This window comes from Chryseobacterium sp. ZHDP1, from assembly GCF_018603435.1.
In the GTDB taxonomy this organism is placed as follows: domain Bacteria; phylum Bacteroidota; class Bacteroidia; order Flavobacteriales; family Weeksellaceae; genus Chryseobacterium; species Chryseobacterium indicum.
The window spans coordinates 564,957-588,569 of sequence record NZ_CP075682.1 but is presented as its reverse complement, the minus strand read 5'-3'; the positions used below and the strand labels follow the sequence as shown (position 1 = coordinate 588,569).

Here is a 23,613-nt window from a genome sequence, read left to right as displayed (position 1 = left end):
GAGGGTTTGGAAATAAATTGCCCGGGATGAATTTAGAAACAAAAAACCGCCTGTTTACTCAGACGGTTTTAATTATTTTGATTTTTAACATATGTACATATCAATCAATTCCGTCTTAGCAGAGATGATGATGATAATGATGTACTGTTAAAAAATTCGGTTTCATTGTTGAAAATTGTGGTACAAATGTAGGGCTTATTTTTAAATTGCCAAATAATTTACGAAATAATTTTTCGGTAAAGGTTCATTAGATTATTGGCAATTGGTTCGTCATTGAACTGCTGAACAAATTGAAAACCCTTATCAGCACGGCGTTTGCGTTCGGATTCATTGTCCCATAAAAATTTAATTTTAGACTGGATATCAAGATGATTTTCCGGATCTACATAGACGGAATCTGGACCGCCCGCTTCGGGAAGACAGCTTGTATTGCTTGTAATAACTACTGTTTTCGAAAACAATGCTTCGATGACAGGAATTCCGAAACCTTCGAAAAAGCTTGGATAAACGAAAATATCGGCAAGTTTATAGATTGCAGCGAGTTCATCCATGGAAACTCCTTCGAGAAACTGCACGCTGATTTTATGCTGCTGTACAAACTGTTCTACTTTCCTGAAATATTTTGTTTTTTTGCCGACAACGACCAACGGAATGTTGGTGTCTTTCAACGCTTTTACCACATTGAGAAGATTTTTACGTTCTTCGATGGTTCCGACATTGAGAATGAATTTTTCCAGAAGACTGTATTTTTCTTTGGTTTTCTGAATAAATTCTTCTGACTGCTGTTCTTTAAAAGCTTTGTGGCATCCCTGATAAATGACTTCGATCTTTGATTCGGGAACTTTTAAGAATTGGATAATATCGCGCTTGGTCTGTTCTGAAATGGCAATGATTTTATCGGCAGAATTGGCGGCTTTCCTGAATTTCCAGAAGTGAATTTTACGGTCGAAAAAGGAATAATATTGTGGATATCTCTCAAAAATAAGGTCGTGAATGGTGACAATTTTTTTGATTGGTTTTTTATCCCATTTCAAAGGCAATTCGCCGGATAATCCATGAAAAATATCGGCGTTCTGTTTCTGCGCATCCTTCCCCATTTTAAACTGTCGGGACATTTTTCCTTTGGAAGTTTCCACAAAATGAACGTTGGAATTTTCTAAAATATCCGAACCTCTTTCCGATTTGTTTTTGTTGAGCAGAATGTATTCGTTTTTAGGGAAATACTGTGCTAAAATTCTAACGAGATCACGGGAATAATTTCCTAAACCGGAGGTATTATGAAAAAATCTTTTGGCATCAAATGCTATCTTCATGGCTGTATTTGTTTTTGAAATTCCTGAAATGTTCCGAATGAATGATTTTTACTTTTTAACCACGAAACAAATTCATCAAATCTTTCTATCATATCATTTCCGGAATTTTTTACGGTAAAACCGGGTAATTTAAAGGCTTCATCTTTTATTTCGGCAAATTCCCACGGATGAAAGTAGATGTTGAGATATTTGTCTTTTTTCAAAACGTCTGAAGCCAGTTTTTTGTAGAAAAATAATGGAAAATTGTGAAAACTCAGCCAAAATAACGGGATTCTGAAATTGGGCGAAACGGAAGCCGGAATCTGCACTACTTTTCCTTCGTTAAAGTAGGTTCTCGATACTTTTAAATTGTTATATCTTCCGGGAAGATAGGTCGGATTGATGGACGAATTGTAAGAATATCCTGCTTTTTCCACAGCATTTTTGCTGACAGGCATCATTCTGGGCATTCGAAGTCCTGTAACCTGTGTTGAAAACAGTTCTTCGAGCCGTTCTTTGGATTCTTTAAGGTGTTTTTCTTCAAAATCTGAATGAAACCATGTGTGAGAAGCCAATTCGTGGCCTTCATTTAAAAGTCTTCTGATGAGTTCTTTGCTGTTTTCTGCAAAAACGACTGTTGAAAAGAACGTTGCTTTTGCATGGTGTTTGTTGAGAATATCTAAAATTCTTTCAACGCCTTTCTGTGAAATTGAGATTTGCTGTTCAAAGGAAATTTCTCCTTTGTATTCGAATGGCATATCAAATTCCTCGATGTCAAAACTTAATAAAACCATTTAAAAATTTTTATTTTTGATGATATAATTTGGTCTTTCTTTTACCTGCTTGAAAATTTTGCCTAAATAAATTCCCATAATTCCTAAAATAATCAGTTGCAGACCGCCAAAAAATACGATGGTCATAATTAATGAAGCCCAACCTGAAATTTCTGTTTCTGCCACAAAGGAATAAATGACGTACAAACCATATCCGACAATTGAAAATGCTGAAAAAAGAAATCCTAAATAGGCTGCAATATACAATGGTTTTACACTGAATGCCGTAATTCCCGTAAATGCAAAAGTGATCATTTTCTTGAGGTTATAGCTGCTTTCGCCTGAAAGTCTTTCATTGGCTGTAAATTCAATTCCGGTCTGTTTAAAGCCCATCCAACTGGTTAAACCCCGTAAAAAGAGGTCATCCTCGTTGAAAGTTCTCATGACTTCCACGGCATTTGCATCCATCAGTCTGAAATCTGATCCGCCTCCTTTTGTTAAATTAACATCGGACAAACTCGACAGGATTTTATAAAAAAAGTCGGACGTTTTTCTTTTAAAATAAGAAATCTGCTTCGGATAGGTTCGAATCGTAAAAACAATGTCGTAGCCTTCTTCCCATTTCCGGATCATTTCAGGAATCATTTCGGGAGGATGCTGCAGATCGCCGTCCATGGAAATGACCGCATTTCCGAAAGCGTTGTCCATTCCTGCTTTTACCGCAGGCTGATGTCCGAAATTACGTGAAAACTCAATGAATTTTACTTCGTCATATTTTGCGGAAAGTTCTTCGAGCTTCTGCTGGGTTTTGTCGCGGCTTCCGTCGTTCACGAAAATAATTTCAAAGCCGTAATCATCCAGTCCATCAAAAACTTCTTTAATTTTCTGATGAACCAAAGCCACATTTCCTTCTTCGTTATGCGCAGGAATTACAATTGAAATTTTTTTCATAATCAGTTCAGGCTGTAGTCTTTTTCGAAGTCTTTTGTTACCAGTTCATAAATGATCCTGAACCAGACAACGATGCAAGGTAAAGCTTTTAGAGAATATTTAACGATATAATTCTGTTTTATAAATTTTGGAAATAAGTCTGATGGCGAAAAACAGGTAAGAATAATTACGAAAATCAACATAGCATAGACAATCGGTGTTCTTTTTTTCTGAAGGAAAAACCAGATCATCACTCCTGCCACAGCAATAATGTACGTTGGAGATTCTGATCCTGAACTGAACAATACTAAAAAAAGAAGTGTTGAGGCTAGAATCATCAATTGATATGCATAATTCTTATATTGATTAATCCTCACATACGGTAAAAAGAACAAAGGCGCTCCGAAAGCCATAAAAGTAAGATTGGAGATTGAAGCATCCTGTAAAATTCTTCTTACAAATCCCATTAAAGAAATGTCCTGATAAGAATCCAGACTTTGATTGAGTCCGTTTTTTTCCGCCAGAGAATGGAACCAGTCTGTATAGCTCTGTACAACGAACTGTGGGCTGGAAATTGCCATCGGTAATACAAAAAATAAAACCGCAACTGCAATTCCTGACAGAATAAATTTGAGCTTGTTTTTGATAAAGAAAAACTGCGAAAGTCCCAAAATTCCGTACAGTTTTACAAATACTCCGACTAAAATGGCTGTAGCAGACTGTACTTCTTTTTTTTCATAAATAAAAATGGCAGACAACATAAGCAATCCCACCAAAGCAATATTGAACTGAAGACTTACCGCCGCTGTAATATATTCCTGAAGACAAAGCAGTGCAAAAAGTGCTTTTTTAGCGTCTGAAAACGGAAGTTTGTAAATGGCAAACAGGAAAATGGCTGCGTTGGCAACGTTCCATAAAGAAATTCCAAGCCAATCGGGAATCAAAGCAAAAGGAGCAATCAGAATACTGAAAAATATTCCATAATGATTGGCATCTAAGTATCTTTCGGGATACTGCAAGTAGAGATTTTTCTGCTCGAAGGTATTTACAAAAACATTTTTGAAAATCAGATAATTGTTAATCGCCTGTGGTCCTCTGAAATATTTAGATAACGCCGTTGCAACAGCTATAATAAGATAAACCCCAAATATGTATTTAGGGTTTAGCAATATTTTAAGAATTTTTTCTTTCAAGATGTGAGGTTTTTAGTTTAAAATATTCATCTTAAACAGCAACATTATTCTCTCTCAACGCATCATTTAAAGACGTTTTTTTGTCTGTAGATTCCTTTCTTTTTCCGATAATTAATGCACACGGAACCTGATATTCTCCTGCAGGAAAGGTTTTGGTATAACTTCCCGGAATAACTACTGATCTCGCAGGAACTCTTCCTTTGATCTCAACCGGAGTTTCACCTGTAACATCAATAATTTTTGTAGATGCCGTTAAAACCACATTAGCTCCCAAAACAGCTTCTTTTTCAACATGAACTCCTTCTACAACGATGCATCTTGATCCTACGAAACAATCGTCCTCAATAATTACCGGAGCTGCCTGAAGCGGTTCTAAAACACCACCGATACCAACACCACCACTCAGGTGAACATTTTTACCGATCTGCGCACAGCTTCCAACCGTTGCCCATGTATCCACCATGGTTCCTGAGTCTACATAAGCACCAATGTTTACGTAAGACGGCATCATAATAACTCCCGGCGCAATATAAGCTCCTTCTCTTGCGATTGCATGCGGAACAACTCTTACTCCTTTTTCAGCGTAGTTTCTCTTCAAAGGCATTTTATCATGAAATTCGAACGGACCGACTTCAATCGTTTCCATTTTCTGAATCGGGAAGTACATTACTACTGCTTTCTTCACCCACTCGTTTACCTGCCATCCGTTTTCTGTAGGTTCTGCGGTACGAAGTTCTCCTTTATCAACCAAAGAAATCACCTCTCTAATCGCCTTCTGGCTGTCTTCATTCTGCAATAGTTCTCTGTTTTCCCAGATATTTTCAATAGTTTGTTGTAACGACATGTTTATTATTTAATATTAAATTGAAAAATTATACGCTGCCAAAGATACAAAAAAGATCAGCAAAACCTTTTGAAAGTATTTTGTTTAGAATGAAACTTGTTTAAACTTTTTTACCGCAAAAGAAGCAAAAAATTTAAACACTTTAGTTTCTTAAGTTTAGTTTAATAGTTAAATAGAAAAAAAGTGCACTTAAGTTTAAAAAAATCAAAGATTTTTTTCTATTTGGAGATTTTTGAAGTACTTTAAATAAATCCAATAAACTCTTTTGTTTTAAGATTAAACTTAAATTAGTTTAAAACTATTCCGGATGCTTTAAACAATGTTTTAATTTAATTGCATAAGCCACATGCGATTTAAGCAAATCAAAATCGGCTAAAGCGGAAATTCATGATCTGTTTTAGCTAAAGCCAAGTGTATTCTTAATTATTTAAAATGGGTTAAAGCCCATTTCTATTGATGTATTAGATAGCATGAAACGCTATCTTTAGAACATTACCGCATTACAGATATCAATCCTACGAGTTTTTTATTACTATTTCTACACAGATTCTGCTCCTAAAGGAGCAAAACTCTTTTACTTTAAAAAATCTTATGTTTTTAAGTTATACAATGCCTTTTCTGTTTATTAAGGTAATATAAAAACAGTTGTAATGTTTTGATTATCAGAATTTAATTAAATTTTCTTTGTTTAAAAGATTGAAAAACAAAACAGCTAAACAATTTAAACTACAGCACTCTCTGCGCGTGAAGATAGGCTTTGTTCCAGTAGGTTTCATTTAAGGAAGAAATGATAACGCCTTTTGATGTGGAAGCGTGGATAAATTTGACTTCTCCGTCACTTCCGATGTCATGAACAATTCCGACGTGTGAAACTCTACTTCCTCCTGCTGTTGCGAAAAACAGAAGATCTCCCGGTTTTACATCTTTGATGTCAATCTGAGATCCTGCTTCTGCCTGATCTGCTGATCTTCTCGGAAGTTTGAAGTCATTTTCCTCAAAAACTTTTACGGTAAATCCGGAACAGTCGAAACCTGAAGAAGTGTTTCCGCCGAATTTATAAGGCGCACCCAAATATTTTTCTGCGTCTTTCAGGAGTTCATTGATGGATTTTGAAATTTTCCCGTCAAATCTGGAATCAAGTTTTCTGAGATTTTCAGATTTTGCAACGGTTTTTGTAACCGGAGGTCTTTTTACAACGTTTTTTGAACTTCCGCAGGAAATGATAAATACGGAAAAAAGCGATACAATAAATATGTCTTTAACAAACTTTTTTTTGCCTAAAAATCTATTCATCATATTTCCCTGAATTTTACAATCTATACAAATATAATAAAATTATGCTTTCGCAGAGCTGAAGTAAGAAATACCACAAAAATTTTAAGACTGTTGATTTGAATGATATTAAAGAATGCGAAGTTTTCTTTTTAAAATTGTCTGTTGATTTTTAGCCTAACAAAGACATTAGATGTTTAAACTTTTTACCACAAAAGATGGAAAATATTTAAACACTTTAGTTTTTTAAGTTTAATACTTAATTGAAAAAAAAAGAGCACATGAGTTAAAAAAATCAAAGATTTTTTCTCTTTGCAGACTTTTGAAATACTTTAAATAAATCCAATAAAGTCTTTTTTCATATAACCGCTGCTTAAAAACTTAATAAAAAAAGCCATCCCAGAAGGATAGCTTTATTATATTGTATGTAAAAATCTTTTTATTTTGAAGTTTTAGCACCTTTCCAGGTTCCGGATCTTGTAGGCGTAGGAACGGCATTAGACCATGTTCCTGTAGCTTTTTTGTCTTCTCTTGTGAAAGTTCCTCTGAATTCGCCATCTTCAGGAAAACCGATCGTTGCAACAAGATCTCCGGATTCGCTAAGATGTCCTGAAATATAATAGTTTTCTGTTGTCTGATCAGAATGTAATGTTCCGGTTACTTTTCCGTCGGTAGCTACCACCACATTCCAGTCGCCTTTTTCGGTTCCTTCGTACGTTCCCGCCCAGGTTCCGATGAAATCATAAATCGTATCTTCATCTTTGCTGCAACCCACGAATAAGAAAGCTGTTAATAAAAGTAAAAATATTTTCTTCATAGTTTACAAGTAGTTAAACAATATTTGTGGAGAATACGGGGATCGAACCCGTCACCTTTAGACTGCCAGTCTAACGCTCTAGCCAGATGAGCTAATTCCCCCTGATTTTTCTTCAAAATTCCGAAGCCGTACAAAAGTAAGTATTTAAACCACATATACAAACATTTTATTACATTTTCTTTAAAAACTGATGGAAATATCTGTAAATATTTTATCAGAAATGAATTTTTTAAGACCAAATAAAAAACGCATACTGAAATAAATCCGTATGCGCTTTCTTTTTACTTTTATAGTCAGAGTTTATTTCCAACCGCCGCCGAGAGCCTGATAAAGTTCTACTCCGGCTTTCATTTTACTGTACTGTGCATTGGCAATATTCAATTCTGCATTTAAAGAATTGACACTTGCATTGAGTACTTCAAGATAATTCGCCATTCCGTAGTTTACTAATTCCTGAGAATAGTTTACAGAATTTTTATAATTCACCAGTTCTTTCTGCTTTAAATCGATGTACTGATCCTGAACGGAATAGACTCTTATGGCATCAGAAACTTCTTTTCCTGCAGTAAGAATGGCTTTTCGGAAATTCAGATAAGCGGTTTCCTGATTGGCAAGACTTACTTCGTAATTGGTTCTGATGGTTCTTTTATTCAGAACCGGCTGTGCCAAACCGCCTACAACACTTGCGAAAAGTGAATTTACACTGAATAAATGGTCGATATCCAAAGACTGAATTCCTCCGTTTCCTGTAATTTTTAATGTAGGATAAAACTGGGCTTTTGCAGAATTTGTAAGTTCAAAAGCATTCATTAAATTATATTCTGCTCTCATAACATCGGGTCTGTTTGCTAGTAATTGAGCGGGATATCCCAGTTTTACATCAATCGGAACAGTCTGGGCTGTTAGTGTAGATCTTTCTATTGCATGGGAAGGTTCTCCCAGTAAGAGACTCATGGTATTTTCCAGCAACTGAATCTGTGTATCAATATCAATTAACATGGATTTTGCATTATACACCAATGCCTCACTCTGCTGAACTGCCACTTCTGTTAAAGTTCCCGCCGTTTTCAGGGCTTTTGTAGTTTCCAAATTCTGCTCACGGACTTTGATGGTTTCTGTAATGATTCTTTTTTGCTCATCAAAAGTCAATAACTGATAATATGCAGAAGCAACTGAAGCCACAAGGTCACTTTTTACCGCTTTATGTGCAGCAACCGTTCCTAAATATGACGCCAGCTGAGCTTTTTCCTGCGCCTTTAATTTTCCCCAAAGATCAGCTTCAAAACCGATGCTTGCGGTAATATCGAGCTGATTGATGTATCTTCTGTCACCAAACAAACGTCCTGTCTGTGTATTCAGCGACTGGGTCTGGAAAGTGTAACCGGGACCTACAGTTACCGTTGGCTCATACGCTGCCTTGCTTTGTTTTAAATAAGCTTCTGCTGAATTTATACTCTGCAAAGCAATTCTTATATCCAGATTATTTTCCAGAGCTTTTGTAATATGTCCCTGAAGTACAGGATCTGTGAAAATCTCTTTCCAGGAAACATTCGCGATATTGGTGCTGTCTGCAGGAAGCATATCTGTACGGTAGAGTTTTTCGTCCACCACATTATCCGGTCTGTGGTATTCTTTTCTCGCCATACACGATGATACAGCGGCAAGAACAGCGACTGAAAATGTTATTCCTTTTATGATGTTTAAAATACTCTTCATTATTTGAAGTTTAAGGTTTAAAGATCAGGGTTTCCGGTTTTAGTTATTATTTAAACTTTACATCAAAAACCCTGAACTCACTTAATTTTATTCTGCTAAATTGATTTCTTTCGGTTTGATCGGTTTTACTTTCTCCTGTAAATATTCAAAAATGACATATAAAACAGGGATCACGAAAAGTCCTAAAATAGTTCCTATCAACAAACCGATTGCCGCTCCTGTTGCGATGGATCTGTTTCCTACCGCTCCGATTCCGCTTGCCAGAACCAATGGCAGTAAACCGAAGATAAAGGCAAATGAGGTCATCAGAATCGGTCTTAATCTCGCTTTAGCGGCGTTAATTGCCGACATAACGATGGTTTCACCGTGATGTCTTCTCTGAACGGCAAATTCCACAATCAGAATCGCATTCTTTGCTAATAATCCCACCAACATAATCAGGGCAATCTGGAAATAAATGTTATTTTCCAAGCCCATGATTTTCTGTCCGAAATATGCTCCCATTACTCCGAGAGGGAGAGAAATCACAACGATTAAAGGAAGTATATAGCTTTCGTACTGTGCAGAAAGGATAAAGTATACGAAGATTAAACTCAATCCAAAAATTAATATCGTCTGAGATCCTGAACTTAATTCTTCTCTTGACAGTCCTGTAAATTCTACATCATAATTCTGGTTCAGGGTTTCTTTTGCCACCTGCTGTACCGCTGAAATAGCATCTCCGGAACTGAATCCTGCGGAGTTGGCTCCTGTAATTTTCACCGAAGTGAAGAGGTTATAACGGCTTACTGACTGCGGTCCATACGCTTTAGTGAGCGTTACAAACTGTGAAATCGGAGACATTGCTCCGGAACCTGTTTTTACATACAGTTCATTCAGATTTTCAATATTCTGTCTGTTTTCAGGAAGAGCCTGAACCATTACCCTGAACTGCTTTCCGTATTTGGTAAAGTCTGCAGTATAAATTCCTCCGATATATCCCTGCATCGTTGCCAGAATGTCACTTACGGAAACGCCCAGCTTTTTAGCTAATGGAACATTGATCTTCATTTCATACTGAGGATATTTTGTATTGAACGAAGTCTGGGCAAAGTCAATTTCCGGTCTTTCAATCAGTTTTCCGATAAATTCATTGGTTTTTGCATCTAAATCTGAATATTCTCCTCCGGATTTATCCAAAAGAACCATCTCGAAACCGGCACTGTTACCAAAACCGGGTACACTTGGCGGCTGGAAGAATACAACTTTTGCATCCGGAACTTTTCCTGAGATTCCAAATAATTTTTTCGTAATATCTTCAGAAGTCTGCCCGTCTTTTTTACGGTCTTCAAACGGTTTTAATTTAATAAAAGCCAAACCGTTGTTGCTTCCGTTTCCGGATAAGAATCCTCTACCGGTGGAAATTGTAACGTTTTGTACTCCCGGAACTTTTAAAGCATTTGCCTGAAGCGTCTTCAATGCATTATAGGTTCTTTCCATAGACGCTCCCGGAGGAAGCTGAACATCGGTAAAGATAATTCCGCGGTCTTCCGTAGGTACGAAACCTTTTTTCATGGTAGAACTCGCCCAGTATAAAATTCCGCCCGTTACAGCAAAAATAATCAGCGTAACCCATTTATGTCTCAGCAGGAATACAAATCCTCTTCCGTAACGTTCTGTTGTTGTTTTAAAAGCGATATTGAATTTATAGAAAAACTTCTGAATGAAATTTAAATTCTTATATTCTTTATGGTGTGCATCGTGAGGTTTTAAGAATAATGAACATAAAACCGGACTTAACGTTAATGCATTGATCGCAGAAATAATGATCGCTACAATAAGAGTGATTCCGAACTGCTGATAAAAAACTCCGGTAGGACCTGTAATAAACGTTACCGGAATAAATACAGATGCCATTACCAAAGTAATTGAAATAATTGCTCCTGTAATTTCGTCCATTGCCTCCACGGTTGCTTTTTTCGCATCCGAGATACCGTGTTCCATCTTCGCGTGAACGGCTTCGACGACGACAATCGCATCATCCACAACAATACCAATGGCAAGAACCAAAGCGAACAACGTTAACAGGTTTAATGAATATCCGAATAAATTCAGGAAGAAAAAGGCTCCCACAATAGAAACCGGAACCGCAATTGCCGGAATTAAAGTGGATCTGAAATCCTGTAAGAAAATATATACCACGATGAAAACCAAGATGAAGGCTTCAATTAAGGTGTGCACTACTTTTTCGATAGAAGCATCAAGGAATTCGTTTGTATCAAAGTTGAAAGTATATTTAATTCCCTGCGGAAAACTTCCTTCTGCTGATTTCAGATAAGACTTGATGTTTTTAATAATTTCCTGCGCATTGGAACCTGGTGTCTGGAAAATCCCCATACTGATAGAAGGATTATTTCCGTTTTCCCCGATTCCCGTGTAAGACTGTCCTGCCAGTTCTACTTTAGCAACATCTTTTAGCATTAAATTCTGTCCGTCCGGTAAAGACTTAATGATGATATTATCGTACTGTTCCTTATCGTTGAATTTCCCTACATATTTAATGATATATTCGAAAGAGCTTCCGCTGTTTTGTCCGATAGAACCTGCGGCAGCTTCTCTACTCTGCTCATTAATCGCATTGGTAACATCGGTAGGTGTTAATCCGTAAGCTGCCATTTTAGAAGGATCCAGCCAGATTCTCATAGAGTAGTTTTTACCTCCGAAAACATTGGCATCTCCTACTCCGTTAATCCTTTTTAAGTTCGGAATAACATTGATATTCAAAAAGTTCTGAAGATATACGTCATCCAGATCTTTATTCTCAGAATAGAAAGACATATACATCAGGGCACTGGTCTGCTGTTTTTGGGTAACAACCCCGGAACGCGTCACTTCACTCGGCAGTAAAGGGGTTGCTCTTGTTACACGGTTTTGTACGTTTACCGCAGCAATATCCGGATTAATTCCCTGTTTAAAAAACACCTGAATCTGTGCAGAACCGTCATTTCCGGCAGATGAAGTAATATAATCCATTCCTTCTACCCCGTTGATCTGTTCTTCCAGAGGAACAACCACACTTTTCATTACGGTTTCTGCGTTCGCTCCGGTGTAGTTTGCCGAGACACTTACCGTTGGCGGCGCAATATCAGGATACTGCGTTACGGGTAACGAGATCAATCCTAAAACACCGAGAATCACAATTAAAATTGAGATTACGGTGGATAAAACCGGTCTGTTGATAAAATTTTTAATCATTAGAATTTCGGTTTTATAGATTGAACAAGACTATCCATTTTTACAGGTTTCTTTATCACTGCAGTTCCCGGTTTCAGACCTCCGATTCCTGCAGCAACTACGGTTTCCCCTTTGTTGACTCCTGATTTTATCAACGCCATGTTGTCGATTCTGTCAATAACATTAACTACTACATTTTTTGCAGTGTCTTTATCTACTTTATATACGTAAACAATTCCCTGTTGTTCGTAAGTTGCACTTTCCGGAACTACCAGAACATTGTCGTAACGTTGAGGGAATCTGATGGTTCCGCTGTTTCCGTTGCTTAAAAGTTTCTGCGCATTGGTAAATCCTACTCTGAACTGGATGGTTCCGGTTGTAGGATCGATCTGTCCTGTAATGGCTTCAATTCTGCCCTTTTCAGGATAAAGACTTCCGTTCGCAAGCTGTAATTCCACCATCGGAAGGTTTTTTATTTTTTCGGGCATGGATGCACCCGGAGATTTTTCAAGGAAATCAAAGTATTCTTTTTCATTCATTGAAAAGTAGGCGTAAATCTGAGAAGTATCTGAAATGGTGGTTAAAGGAGTCTGATCTGAAGGGCCTACCAAACTTCCCACTTTTAAAGGTAGCTTTCCGATTACTCCGGAAATAGGCGCACGAATAACAGAATATTCGATATTGGCTTCTACACCTTTATAATTGGCAACTGCCTGACTTTTTGCAGCCTGTGCCTGTTTTAGCTGTGCCTGAGCCTGCGCTAAATTTGCCTGTGCGGTCTGTAACTGCACATTGCTGATGATATTTTTCTGAACCAGCGGTTTAAGTTTATTTACTTCAACATTTGCTGCCGCTACAGAAGCCTGCGCCGCAGCGATATTGGATTCCGCAGCACTGATTCCTGCTTTTGAAGCCGCTGCATTTTCGTTCAGAATATTGGTTTCCAGACGGAAAAGCGGCTGTCCTTTGGTTACGTATTGTCCTTCATCTACCAAAACCTGAGTAATATACCCCTGAATTTTAGCGCGGACATCGTTATTAACTTTCCCCTGAATGGTAGCCGGAAAGGTTTGATAGCCTACTATATTTTTTGCCTCCACATTAACCACAGGATACGGTTTCGGACCATCCTGCTTCGGGGCTTCTTTTTTGCAGGCTGTTAAAGAAAGAGCCGCAACAGAAAGTATAACTAGCTTATTATTCATTTCTATAGTTTATTAAGTGATTCCTGAATATTTTTAATGTTCCTGTTTAAAAGAGCTTTATAAGCTTCCATCTTTTCATTGTAATCGTCATGATTTTTTTTAAAATTGTCTAAATCATCCAGTAGTTGTAATTCGTCTTGCATTTTTTGAACTATTTTTTCAAATCTTATCTTCTTATAACCATCATTGATGAAAAAATACCGTTTCCTCTCGTCCATCTTGTTGTGATCTACGATGAGTTCTGCGTTCAGCAGTAAAGAAATACTTGTAGAAACCGAACTTTTGCTCGCGGAAAGCACTTCCACAAACTCATCAAAAGTAATGCCCACTTTATCATAATCGAATAAAAGATAGGCGTAAATCTTTGAAGCTAATGGCGGAAGGCTGAAAACGGTACCGTAGAACTTTACGGCATTCTGAAAAATTTTTTCATCAATTTCTATACTCTTATGCATTGTATATAAATTTGAAGCAAATGTAAAAATTAGTTCAGAACTAAACGAACAAACCTGATAGAGTTTATAAATATCAGGCTTTTTAAAATTTCAATGAAAACGGATTTAACTTTCAGACTAAAAAATAATCTTTTCAAAGGCTTTTCTTACACCTCCTGCAAGAAATACTTCCCCACAATAGCTGTAACCTTTGCTTTCTAAGATCTTCAGCATAGGAATATTATCATAGTTGGTATCAACTTTTATGCTTTGAATTCCATGAGATTTTGTGAATTCTTCAATATGGTCGAAAAGGATTTTTACCATTCCCTGTCCTGCAAATTTTTCATCAACAGCCACTCTGTGAACGACAACGAATTCTCCGTTACTTAGCCAGGCTCCTTCAATGGTACTGTAAGCGGGTTCATCATTCAGAATTAATGCTACATAAACCGCCACTTCTCCATCTGCCGTCATTACATATCCGAAACCTTTTGCAATATCGCTTTCCACGGTTCCCAAATTCGGGTAACCTTCCTGCCATTGCGTACTTCCGTCTTTTCTCCTTCTTTCGATTGCCTGCTGCAAAATGTTCCAGATTATATCTCTGTCTTCAATTTCTGCTTTTCTCAGCTTAATTTCCTGTGCCACGTTGTTATATTGATTTTAAGTTTGTTTGTCCTTTGATTTAATTATGAAGGACTTCTTCAGTTTTTTTGTATTTTATTTTAAGGAATATCATGACAATCAGCATGATTAACATTAAAACATTGGTAATCCAGAGAGGTTTTGCATCTTTCATTACTCCGTAAACTGCCCAAAGCAAAGCATTCAGGGTAAGAAATGATAAAGTAACCATGGAAAGGTCTTTTCCGGATTTTGTCTTCCATAATTTTATGACCTGCGGTAAAAAAGATATGGATGAAATTAATGCGCCTGAATAACCGATTATCTGCTCTATCATACTGCTTTTTTTTGAATTATAATCTAATATACTAAAAACAAAATAATGCTTAAACGTTAAATCTTACGTCTTATTTATAAAAATTAGACTATTATTTTCAAAAAAAATACATTTTTTTCTGATAGATCTTCAAAGAAAAAAACCGAAAACTAATTTAAATTAATTTTCGGTTCGAAGTAGTAAAATTTAAAATTATGAAATTGTTTTTTATTAATTTTCACTTTGCTGAAGATAAGCATCGATAATTTCAAATGCTTTTTTTTCATCTTCAAGTTTAACCATTACTTTCAGCGATGTCGCCGTGGGCGTGGTTGTAAAAGTAAGGTAATTGTTTTCTACTGAATTTTTAATCTGCGCATCGTCCAGTTTAGACTTTATCAATTGGATTTCTGCAGGTTTGTCACTTTCAAAAACTGATACTCTTGTACTTCTTTCCATATTCTGTCTCGTTTGAGTATCTAAATATATAACGTTTTTTTGAAAATTACAAATTTCAGCTTTTAAATTTTATTAATATTATTTTCAATTTTATCTAAAGCGATCTGAATTTCTTCTTTAGTAACGTTCAGATGCGGTCTGAAGCGAAGTGACTGATCTCCACATGAAAGGATTATCATTCCGTCGTTCCAAAGCTCGTCTCTTAATGCATTTCTCTGTTCAGAAGTCGGAAGATCAATCGCGCACATTAATCCTCTTCCTCTCGCATTGGAAAGTTTTTCAGGATATTTTTCTGCAAGACCAATCAGTCCGTTCAGCAAATATTCTCCTACAACTCTCGCATTTTCTACAAGGTTTTCTTTTTCAATAACTTCCATTACCAACTGGAAACGAAGCATATCAATAAAATTGCCTCCGAAAGTGGAATTGATTCTTGAGCTTTCTCTGAAAACATTGTTCGGAACTTCATCAAATTTTTCTTTGTTGGCTAAAACTCCGCAAACCTGCGCTTTTTTACCGAAAGAAATAATATCCGGTTTTGCTGTAAAATGTTCAAATGCCCACATTTTACCTGTAATTCCGATACCGGTCTGAACTTCATCAAAAATTAAAAGAATGTCATGCTGATCGCAGATTTTTCTCAGTCCCAATAAAAATTCGTCTCTGAAATGGTTGTCTCCGCCTTCAGCCTGAATCGGCTCGATGATGATACACGCTACTTTATCCGGATTCATTAAAATCGCTTCTTCGATATTTAATAAAGCCAGTCTTTCGTTTTTAATGGTTTCTTCCAAATTCTCTTCCGTGATCGGGAAAGTAAGTTTAGGATTTAGGATTCTTGGCCAGTCGAACATCGGGAAATACTGATATTTTCTCGGATCGGAAGTGTTGGTTAAGCTTAAAGTATACCCGCTTCTTCCGTGGAACGCCTGTCTGAAATGGATGCAGATTCCTGCTTCTACATCAAGACCTTTATCAAAATTTTTACGCGTTTTCCAGTCGAAACATGCTTTCATCGCATTTTCTACCCCTAAAGTTCCGCCTTCAATAAAGAAAGCATACTGCAATTCTTCAGGAATTACCACTCTTTCGAAAACTTCTAAGAAATGCGCATATTCTTCAGAATATACATCTGCCAAAGTGGGTTTGTTGACTGCCATTTTTCCCAGCCATGCCGATTTTTCTACAATATAGGGATGATTGTAACCGATAGATGCCGAAGCAAACATGGAAAACATATCTAAATATTCTCTGTCTGTAAGTTTATCGTACAGCCATGAACCGTGGGATTTTTCAATATCCATCACGAAATCGAAACCATCTGCCAAAACGTGTCTGCCAACGGTTTCTTTTACTTTATTTGCTTTTATTTCAATTGTCTGTTCCATTTTTTAAATAAAAATCTTAGGGGTGATTTAAAATTTAATAATAATTTGAGACTTAAAAATCTGCTTCCAAATTTTCAAACTCATGATGTTAGTTTTTAAAGGTCAAACTTAATTCCCTGTGCTAAAGGTAAGTTTGTGGTATAATTGATGGTGTTGGTCTGTCTTCTCATGTAATACTTCCAAACATCTGATCCGGATTCTCTTCCGCCTCCGGTTTCTTTTTCTCCACCGAAAGCTCCGCCGATTTCCGCACCTGAAGTTCCGATGTTTACATTGGCAATTCCACAGTCTGAACCTGCATGAGAAAGGAATAATTCTGCTTCTCTTAAGTTCTGCGTCATGATTGCAGACGACAATCCCTGAGGAACATCATTCTGAATAGCAATTGCTTCTTCTAAAGTTTTGTATTTGATTAAATATAAGATGGGTGCGAAAGTTTCGTGCTGAACGATTTCGTAAGAATTCTTTACTTCAGCGATACATGGTTTTACGTAGCAACCGGATTCGTATCCTTTTCCTTTAAGAACTTCACCTTCCACGATGAATTTTGCGCCTTCTTTTTTACCTTTTTTGATGGCTTCCTGATACATATTTACCGCATCGGTATCGATAAGCGGTCCCACATGATTCGTTTCATCCAGAGGATTTCCGATTTTCAGTTGTCCGTACGCTTTTACCAGTCTGTTTTTCACTTCATCATAAACACTTTCGTGGATAATCAGTCTTCTTGTGGAAGTACATCTCTGTCCTGCTGTTCCTACAGCTCCGAAAACTGCTCCGATGATCGACATATCAATATCTGCATCTTTAGAAATAATGATGGCATTGTTTCCACCTAATTCAAGGATCGATTTTCCGAATCTTTGTGCAACATTCGCTGAAACCATTCTTCCCACTCTTGTAGAACCGGTGAAAGAAACTAAAGCGACTCTCTTATCATCCACTAATTTCTGTCCGATTTCGTGATCTGCAACCAATACGCTGGAAATACCTTCGGAAAGATTATTTTCCTTTAACACTTCGTTCATGATGTTTTGGCAGGCAATGGCACAAAGCGGTGTTTTTTCTGACGGTTTCCAGATCGTAACGTTACCGCAGATCCATGCTAAAGCTGTATTCCAAGCCCAAACTGCTACCGGAAAGTTGAACGCGGTGATGATTCCTACGATTCCCAATGGATGATACTGCTCATACATTCTGTGTCCCGGTCTTTCCGAGTGCATTGTGTACCCGTGAAGCTGTCTTGAAACCCCTACTGCAAAATCGCAGATATCAATCATTTCCTGAACTTCTCCAAGACCTTCCTGCAGGGATTTTCCCATTTCATAGGAAACCAGTTTCCCCAAATCGTCTTTGTACTGTCTTAATTTCTGACCTAACTGTCTTACAATTTCCCCTCTTTTAGGAGCCGGAATCAGTCTGAATTCTTTAAAAGCTTTTTCAGCCGTCTCAATTACCTTGTCATAATCAGATTCTCCGGAAGTCTTCACTTTAGCAATCAGATTTCCGTCTACAGGAGAGTAACTTTCGATGGTTTTCCCTGATGCAAAGTATTTTCCGCCTACTGAAGTTCCCTTATTTTCATCCTTAATTCCTAGATTTTTGAGTGTTTTTTCGATCCCAAAATCCTTTACTTTTTTAGACATAAAAATTTTACTTTTCGTTTCCTCTAAAGATAGAAATATTATGCGAATCCCAAAATTTTAATTTTTTAACAATTTTTTATTTGGACTAATTATAAACATAGTTATCTTTGTATATGAATCATTTTATTTCAGGAATGGAAAATAATAAGATTAATAACGAACCTGCCACAGAGGAAAAAAAATCCTCCAGATGGAAAAGCCTGGTGAAAAAATTCGGGATCGGCGGAATTATATTTTTTACCGTAAAAGGAATTATTACCTCTACGCTGATTTATTTTCTGGGGAAAAATTTCTGGACGGTGATCTCCGATTATATTACCGGAATTTTTGATTAATTAATTGATATATAGATACAAAAAGCTGAGAAATTTCTCAGCTTTTGTTTTGGATTCAATGTCATTCGGAATGACGATATTTTATTCTTTCTTTTTCCTTCCTGAATTAATCAGGCTCTGATGCAGCAAATACTCAATCTGTCCGTTTACACTCCGGAATTCGTCATTTGCCCATTTTTCCAGAAGCTTAAATGTAGACTCATCAATCCTTAAGACAAAAGATTTTTTGCCTTTATTTTCGGAAGGATTCTGAGCTTTTTCTGATTTCATTTTTGTTAATTCTTTTTGTTTTCAACGTAAATCGCGCAAAGATTTTTCTGAACTACTTTATGTTTTTATGTTCGCCAAGGCGTTTCACTCAGCAAAGATGTAAGGTCATATAGCCATTCAGAACGGAGCACATTCGAGTGAAAATCTTTTAAATATAAATCTTCTTCCATTTTGCTCAAATTGACGTTTCTAATGCTATTCTTCTAAATACACAACTTAGATTCCTACGGAATGACAAATATTGCGAAAATTTTAATTATCAATTATATAAAGTTCCGGCATTTAAAATGGGTTGTGCAGCTTTTTCCCCGCAAAGAACCACCATTAAATTGCTTACCATTGCGGCTTTTCTTTCGTCATCCAGTTCTACGATATTTTCTTCCGAAAGCTTTTTCAGGGCTAAATCTACCATTCCTACAGCTCCTTCTACGATCTTTGTTCTTGCCGCTACAATTGCCGTTGCCTGCTGTCTCTGCAGCATTGCTCCTGCGATTTCCGATGCGTAAGCCAAATGTGAAATTCTTGCTTCCTGAATGGTAATTCCTGCCTTTGAAAGTCTTTCGGTAAGTTCCTGCTCCAGAATAGCGTTGATCTTTTCACCGCCTTCTCTTAAAGTAATCGGTGCATGATCATCTTCTAAATTATCGTAAGGAAAACTCATCGCCAAATGACGCACCGCAGCTTCACTCTGCATTTTCACAAAATCAGAATACCGTTCAACGTCAAAAGCCGCTTTGTACGTATCTCCCACTTTCCAGACAATCACAACTGCAATTTCAATCGGGTTACCCATCTTGTCATTCACTTTAAGAGTCTGTCCCTGTAAATTTTCAGAACGGAGACTGATTTTCTGTGAGGAATATAAAGGGTTGATAAAAAACAAACCGTTGTCTTTTACGGTTCCCACATATTTTCCGAAAAAGTTCAGCACTCTTGAATGATTCGGCTGAATAATCATTAACCCTTTCATGAAAAAGCAAAACAGAATAAATGACAATAATGATAAAACGACAAGCGTAACACTGTTATCGACACCGATTGCAAATAAATAAACGGAAACGGCAAACAATCCAAGACAAATGACCAAAGTAAGGTATCCCGACATTGGTTTTAAGATTTTTTCCATGATATTAAATTTTAATTTGATATTATTTTGATATCATAAAGGTATAACTTTTTTCACATGAAAAATCATTTATTTTAAAATTTCTTTTGACTTGTCGGTTCAATTCTAAGCAAAAAAATCCCTGAAAAATTAATTCAGGGATTGTATGTATGATATTTTATTGATTATCCGTTATTAGTAATACTGCTTTTTAACGCAAAGGATCGCCAAGATTCTCTTTATATACTAACTGTTTTTAAGTTCACAAAGGCGTTTCACTTAGCAAAGAACTCAAAGGTTTTTTAGTTATGCCAAATTATGGATAATCATTATCTTAAATTTATTTTTTATTTAAAATTCTGAACTTGTAATAAGATGCGGCTGATAAAAGTGCCATTGTTGCAAGTCCGATGTAAACCCAGGCCGGAACCGGAACCGGATCTCCCGCTGCGTAAGAGTGAAGTCCGCTCAGGTAGTAATTTACTCCGAAATACGTCATGACCATTGAACAGAATGCAAACATCGTCGCTACGTGGAATGCCCATCTGCTTCTTAATCCCGGAACCAGTCTCATGTGAAGAACAAATGCATATACCATAATGGAAATGAATGCCCATGTTTCTTTCGGGTCCCAGCTCCAGTATCTTCCCCAGGATTCGTTTGCCCAGATTCCTCCTAAGAAGTTTCCTACGGTTAATGCAAACAGACCTATGGTTAAAGACATTTCCGAAACGATTACCAGTTCTTTCAACGTTGTATCGTGATGTAATTTATAGGTTTCTTTATTTGAAATGATATAAAATACCAAACTGATTACTGCAATGATCATCGACAGTGCAAAGAACCCGTAACTTGACGTAATAATCGCAACGTGAACAATCAGCCAATAGGATTTCAATACAGGAACCAACGGTGTAATCTGCGGATCAAGAGCTGAACCTCCGTGAGCAAATCCCATCATAATAACAGCTACCATAAATCCGGCTGCCGGAATTAATGCGTTGGAATTTCTGTAGAGTAATAAACCTGCTGTAATTCCTACCCAAGAAATGAAAATAATGGCTTCATACCCGTTACTCCACGGAGCGTGACCGGAAATATACCATCTTGCCACCAAACCAAGGAAATGGAACAGATATCCTACAATTCCTAAAACAATGATGATTTTAATTGCTTTGTTTAAAACTTTTTTAGACTTAAATAATTCAACAAAACCTAAGATCAATAGCAATCCTCCGATTAATGTATAGAATATCAACAATTTGAAGTTGATATTCACTTTATTCATGAACACCTCAAGATCAACTTTAGATTTCGCAGGAACAACAGCTTTCCCCCATTTTTGCTGATAATCTGAAAGCTTCGCCAGTTGCGCATCTGCTTTTGCCCAGTTTCCTGATTGCTGAGCCTGCAAAACTTCCGCAAAATAAGGTCCCATAACCTGTTGAGATTCCATATCCGGTTCCATTTTCTGATCCAGCCATGAATGCCATGTATGATTAGCGTCATTCTTTACCGGAACAATTCTCATAAACTGACCGCTGAAAAATTCGTTGAAGATCTGAACTCTTTCGTTTACCGCAATCACTTCTTTATCATAATTAGTCTGTTCAGCCGGTTTTTTACGGAACGCAGTGTTGTAATCGCTTTCAAGGATATATCTTAAATTTCCATTGGCATCCGCAGGAAAAAGATTCATTAAAGAAGTATATCCGTCTTCGTCTGCTTTGGTTTTATTTTTCAGTTCGTCTCCGCCTTTTGTTCCCACTTTAATCATCGGAACCATCGTCCAGCTTGGCGTATCGATATTCACTGATAAAAACCATTGGTTTGCTGTTAAAGCTTTTCCGTCTGTTCCTTTAAACTCGTCTTTTTTGTAAAGCTTTCTTAAAACGTCTAAAGCTTCCGTATTGATCGGAACGATTCTCCCTTCAAAATTCTGCACCAAAAGATATCCGAATTTATCAGCATGTTCTTCACTGATTTTATTTCTTGCAATAATTTCATCGGCAGAAACCACTTTCATTTTTGTAAACGGCTGCGCTCCCTGTGGTTTTAGAGTTTCTGAACCCTGAGCGTGACTGTGATTATCACCTTCTACATGGATGTGTTCCCTGCTTCCGTCGGTTGTGCCGTGTGTCTCAATTTTCTGGGCATTTAAGCCGAAACTCAACAATAATAAAATTACTGCTGCTGCTTTCTTTTTGTTAACGTCTTTCAGCATTTTGTTTAATTTCCAGAAGTGGGTTCCTTTCCAGAAGAACATAAAGAACATTCCCCCGAATAAGAATGTATACCCGATGTAGGAAATCAAAGTTCCCCAATAATCGTGGTTTACGGAAAGAACGGTTCCCATTCTGTCCGGATCGAAACTCGACTGGAAGAAACGGTAGCCTTTATGATTCAGAACGTGGTTCATATAGATTTTAAACGGAGTCTGTTTTCCTTCATCAACAATTTTAATGTGACTTTCGTACGCACTCGGAGAAGAACTTCCCGGATATGTTTCCATTACGAAATCATCCAGTTTCAGTGAGAAAGGCGTATTGTAAATTTTAGGACCAAAACCGATCATGATGTTCAGTCCGTCCATTGTTACCTGTTTGTAAGCATTCGGATTTCCTTTTTCAACAGAAAGATCTACCATTTGCTTTGTTTTAGGTCCCTGAAGTTCTACCGTTAACATATCCGGAACATTCTGATCTTTCTTTCTGTCGCCTTCAATCGCAATCAGTTTTCCTTTTTTAAGACCTTCCGGAACTACTAATTTTAATTCGTTGATGGAATATAAACTTCTTAAAGCCAAAGGCTGGAATTCATCTTTCACCGTTGTTCCTGTTGCCTGAGTTGCCATCGTCATATAACTTGCATCCACAGGAGTTTTGATGAACAGTTTTCCGCCTTCGTTTTTAAATTCAACCGCTCCTTCAATAGCTCTGTTGAACGTTACCAACGTTCCGTTGATTGATTTTGTTTCGCCCGGCTTGATGAAAATATTCTGTCTTCCGGTTTGTCCTGTGGAAACCAAATGAAGATATTCTGCCCCATTCGGATCAGCCAGAAGACTGTCTTTTTTTCTCTGAACATATTCTTTGGCAACTACTTTTACCTGCTTTCCGTGGAAATCGTAGGTTGCTTCCAGATCCTTGTGCAAAGGAGACATTAAGTAAGGAATGTCTTTATAGTTAAGAACATCTCCTTTTTCTTCAATCTGTACTTTCAGGAAGTTTTTATCCGTTACGATTTCGTTAGACGTTTCTCCTTCGCGGATGTGCATTGTTCCTTCAAAACTGATGTATCTTGTGATTGCACCACCGATGAAGATCAGTACAAAAGCAAGGTGAAACACCAGAACCGGCCATTTTTCTCTCTTCCAAAGTCTGTATCTTCCGATGTTTCCGATGAAGTTGAGAATGAGCAGGAACATGATAAGTTCGAACCATTTCGCTTCGTAAATTAACGCTTTTGCTGTAGGAGTACCGTAGTCGTTTTCCAAGAACGTTGCATAAGCCATCGCAAATGCATACACCAGTAACAATACAGCCATTGTCCTGGTCGAGATAAGAATATCTTGCAGCTTCTTCATGATTTATATACTTGACATGCAAAAATAAGGATGATAAACCACAAAGACTCCAAAAAAAACTGTCATTTATCAGTTGAGACCGCTTTTAATCTTATTTTTATTGATTCTTAATAAGTAAATTTCCTTTGAGGAAAATTCAAAATGGTAAAAATATCAGAATTGAATTCATAAAAGCTATACTATTGATTGACA

The 23,613-nt window shown here is 37.1% G+C and carries 20 protein-coding genes and 1 tRNA gene; 1 reads left to right on the top strand and 20 read right to left on the bottom strand.

Annotated features, from left to right (window positions below):
- Positions 1-218 precede the first annotated feature (218 nt).
- From KKI44_RS02625 to KKI44_RS02545, 17 genes are all read right to left on the bottom strand, one after another.
- The gene (locus KKI44_RS02625; protein ID WP_214589717.1) at positions 219-1,313 is read right to left on the bottom strand and encodes a glycosyltransferase family 4 protein; all 1,095 of its coding nucleotides are present in this window, start codon (positions 1,311-1,313) and stop codon (positions 219-221) included.
- Positions 1,310-2,086, bottom strand: coding sequence for a polysaccharide deacetylase family protein (locus KKI44_RS02620; RefSeq protein ID WP_214589716.1), 777 nt, complete (start codon positions 2,084-2,086; stop codon positions 1,310-1,312). Before KKI44_RS02620 ends, KKI44_RS02625 begins: the two co-directional genes overlap by 4 nt.
- Positions 2,087-3,016 carry a glycosyltransferase family 2 protein gene (locus KKI44_RS02615; RefSeq protein WP_214589715.1) on the bottom strand — a complete coding sequence of 310 codons (930 nt, stop codon included), beginning with the start codon at positions 3,014-3,016 and terminating at the stop codon, positions 2,087-2,089.
- Positions 3,017-3,018: 2 nt separating this feature from the next.
- A complete protein-coding gene (locus tag KKI44_RS02610) occupies positions 3,019-4,188 on the bottom strand; it encodes a glycosyltransferase family 87 protein (protein WP_214589714.1) in 1,170 nt (389 codons plus the stop codon).
- A 31-nt stretch (positions 4,189-4,219) separates the two neighbouring features.
- Positions 4,220-5,032, bottom strand: a complete 813-nt coding sequence (locus KKI44_RS02605) for a 2,3,4,5-tetrahydropyridine-2,6-dicarboxylate N-succinyltransferase (protein ID WP_076390279.1) — start codon at positions 5,030-5,032, stop codon at positions 4,220-4,222.
- Positions 5,033-5,758: 726 nt separating this feature from the next.
- The gene (locus KKI44_RS02600) at positions 5,759-6,325 is read right to left on the bottom strand and encodes a C40 family peptidase (RefSeq protein ID WP_214591082.1); all 567 of its coding nucleotides are present in this window, start codon (positions 6,323-6,325) and stop codon (positions 5,759-5,761) included.
- Between the two features lie 418 nt (positions 6,326-6,743).
- Complete coding sequence (locus tag KKI44_RS02595; RefSeq protein ID WP_214589713.1) at positions 6,744-7,121, bottom strand: hypothetical protein; 378 nt, start codon at positions 7,119-7,121, stop codon at positions 6,744-6,746.
- Between the two features lie 27 nt (positions 7,122-7,148).
- Positions 7,149-7,222: transfer RNA gene (locus tag KKI44_RS02590), tRNA-Ala, on the bottom strand.
- Between the two features lie 199 nt (positions 7,223-7,421).
- Complete coding sequence (locus KKI44_RS02585) at positions 7,422-8,837, bottom strand: efflux transporter outer membrane subunit (protein ID WP_214589712.1); 1,416 nt, start codon at positions 8,835-8,837, stop codon at positions 7,422-7,424.
- An 87-nt stretch (positions 8,838-8,924) separates the two neighbouring features.
- Positions 8,925-12,071, bottom strand: a complete 3,147-nt coding sequence (locus tag KKI44_RS02580; RefSeq protein WP_214589711.1) for an efflux RND transporter permease subunit — start codon at positions 12,069-12,071, stop codon at positions 8,925-8,927.
- Entirely contained in the window at positions 12,071-13,255 is a 1,185-nt protein-coding gene (locus KKI44_RS02575) for an efflux RND transporter periplasmic adaptor subunit (protein ID WP_214589710.1), read from the bottom strand. The genes KKI44_RS02580 and KKI44_RS02575 overlap by 1 nt, the downstream gene beginning before the upstream one ends.
- Before the next feature lie 2 nt (positions 13,256-13,257).
- Positions 13,258-13,710: a transcriptional regulator gene (locus KKI44_RS02570; RefSeq protein ID WP_214589709.1), complete on the bottom strand. Its 453-nt coding sequence runs from the start codon at positions 13,708-13,710 to the stop codon at positions 13,258-13,260.
- A gap of 117 nt (positions 13,711-13,827) precedes the next feature.
- Positions 13,828-14,340, bottom strand: coding sequence for a GNAT family N-acetyltransferase (locus KKI44_RS02565; protein WP_214589708.1), 513 nt, complete (start codon positions 14,338-14,340; stop codon positions 13,828-13,830).
- A gap of 37 nt (positions 14,341-14,377) precedes the next feature.
- A complete protein-coding gene (locus KKI44_RS02560; protein ID WP_214589707.1) occupies positions 14,378-14,653 on the bottom strand; it encodes a SemiSWEET family sugar transporter in 276 nt (91 codons plus the stop codon).
- Between the two features lie 210 nt (positions 14,654-14,863).
- The gene (locus KKI44_RS02555) at positions 14,864-15,091 is read right to left on the bottom strand and encodes a DUF2007 domain-containing protein (RefSeq protein WP_076390287.1); all 228 of its coding nucleotides are present in this window, start codon (positions 15,089-15,091) and stop codon (positions 14,864-14,866) included.
- 62 nt (positions 15,092-15,153) lie between these two features.
- Positions 15,154-16,479 carry an L-lysine 6-transaminase gene (gene lat, locus KKI44_RS02550; RefSeq protein WP_214589706.1) on the bottom strand — a complete coding sequence of 442 codons (1,326 nt, stop codon included), beginning with the start codon at positions 16,477-16,479 and terminating at the stop codon, positions 15,154-15,156.
- A 95-nt stretch (positions 16,480-16,574) separates the two neighbouring features.
- Positions 16,575-18,125 carry an aldehyde dehydrogenase family protein gene (locus KKI44_RS02545; RefSeq protein ID WP_214589705.1) on the bottom strand — a complete coding sequence of 517 codons (1,551 nt, stop codon included), beginning with the start codon at positions 18,123-18,125 and terminating at the stop codon, positions 16,575-16,577.
- A 113-nt stretch (positions 18,126-18,238) separates the two neighbouring features.
- Here KKI44_RS02545 and KKI44_RS02540 point away from each other — a divergent pair, with 113 nt between their 5' ends.
- Positions 18,239-18,460 carry a hypothetical protein gene (locus tag KKI44_RS02540; RefSeq protein ID WP_214589704.1) on the top strand — a complete coding sequence of 74 codons (222 nt, stop codon included), beginning with the start codon at positions 18,239-18,241 and terminating at the stop codon, positions 18,458-18,460.
- An 81-nt stretch (positions 18,461-18,541) separates the two neighbouring features.
- Here KKI44_RS02540 and KKI44_RS02535 read toward each other — a convergent pair whose 3' ends face one another.
- The 3 genes from KKI44_RS02535 to ccsA form a co-directional block, all read right to left on the bottom strand.
- On the bottom strand, positions 18,542-18,730 hold the full coding sequence (locus KKI44_RS02535; RefSeq protein WP_076390291.1) for an Arc family DNA binding domain-containing protein: 189 nt from the start codon (positions 18,728-18,730) through the stop codon (positions 18,542-18,544).
- Positions 18,731-18,989: 259 nt separating this feature from the next.
- Positions 18,990-19,856, bottom strand: coding sequence for an SPFH domain-containing protein (locus KKI44_RS02530; protein WP_076390292.1), 867 nt, complete (start codon positions 19,854-19,856; stop codon positions 18,990-18,992).
- 319 nt (positions 19,857-20,175) lie between these two features.
- Positions 20,176-23,421, bottom strand: a complete 3,246-nt coding sequence (gene ccsA / locus KKI44_RS02525; RefSeq protein WP_214589703.1) for a cytochrome c biogenesis protein — start codon at positions 23,419-23,421, stop codon at positions 20,176-20,178.
- Between the last annotated feature and the right edge of the window lie 192 nt (positions 23,422-23,613).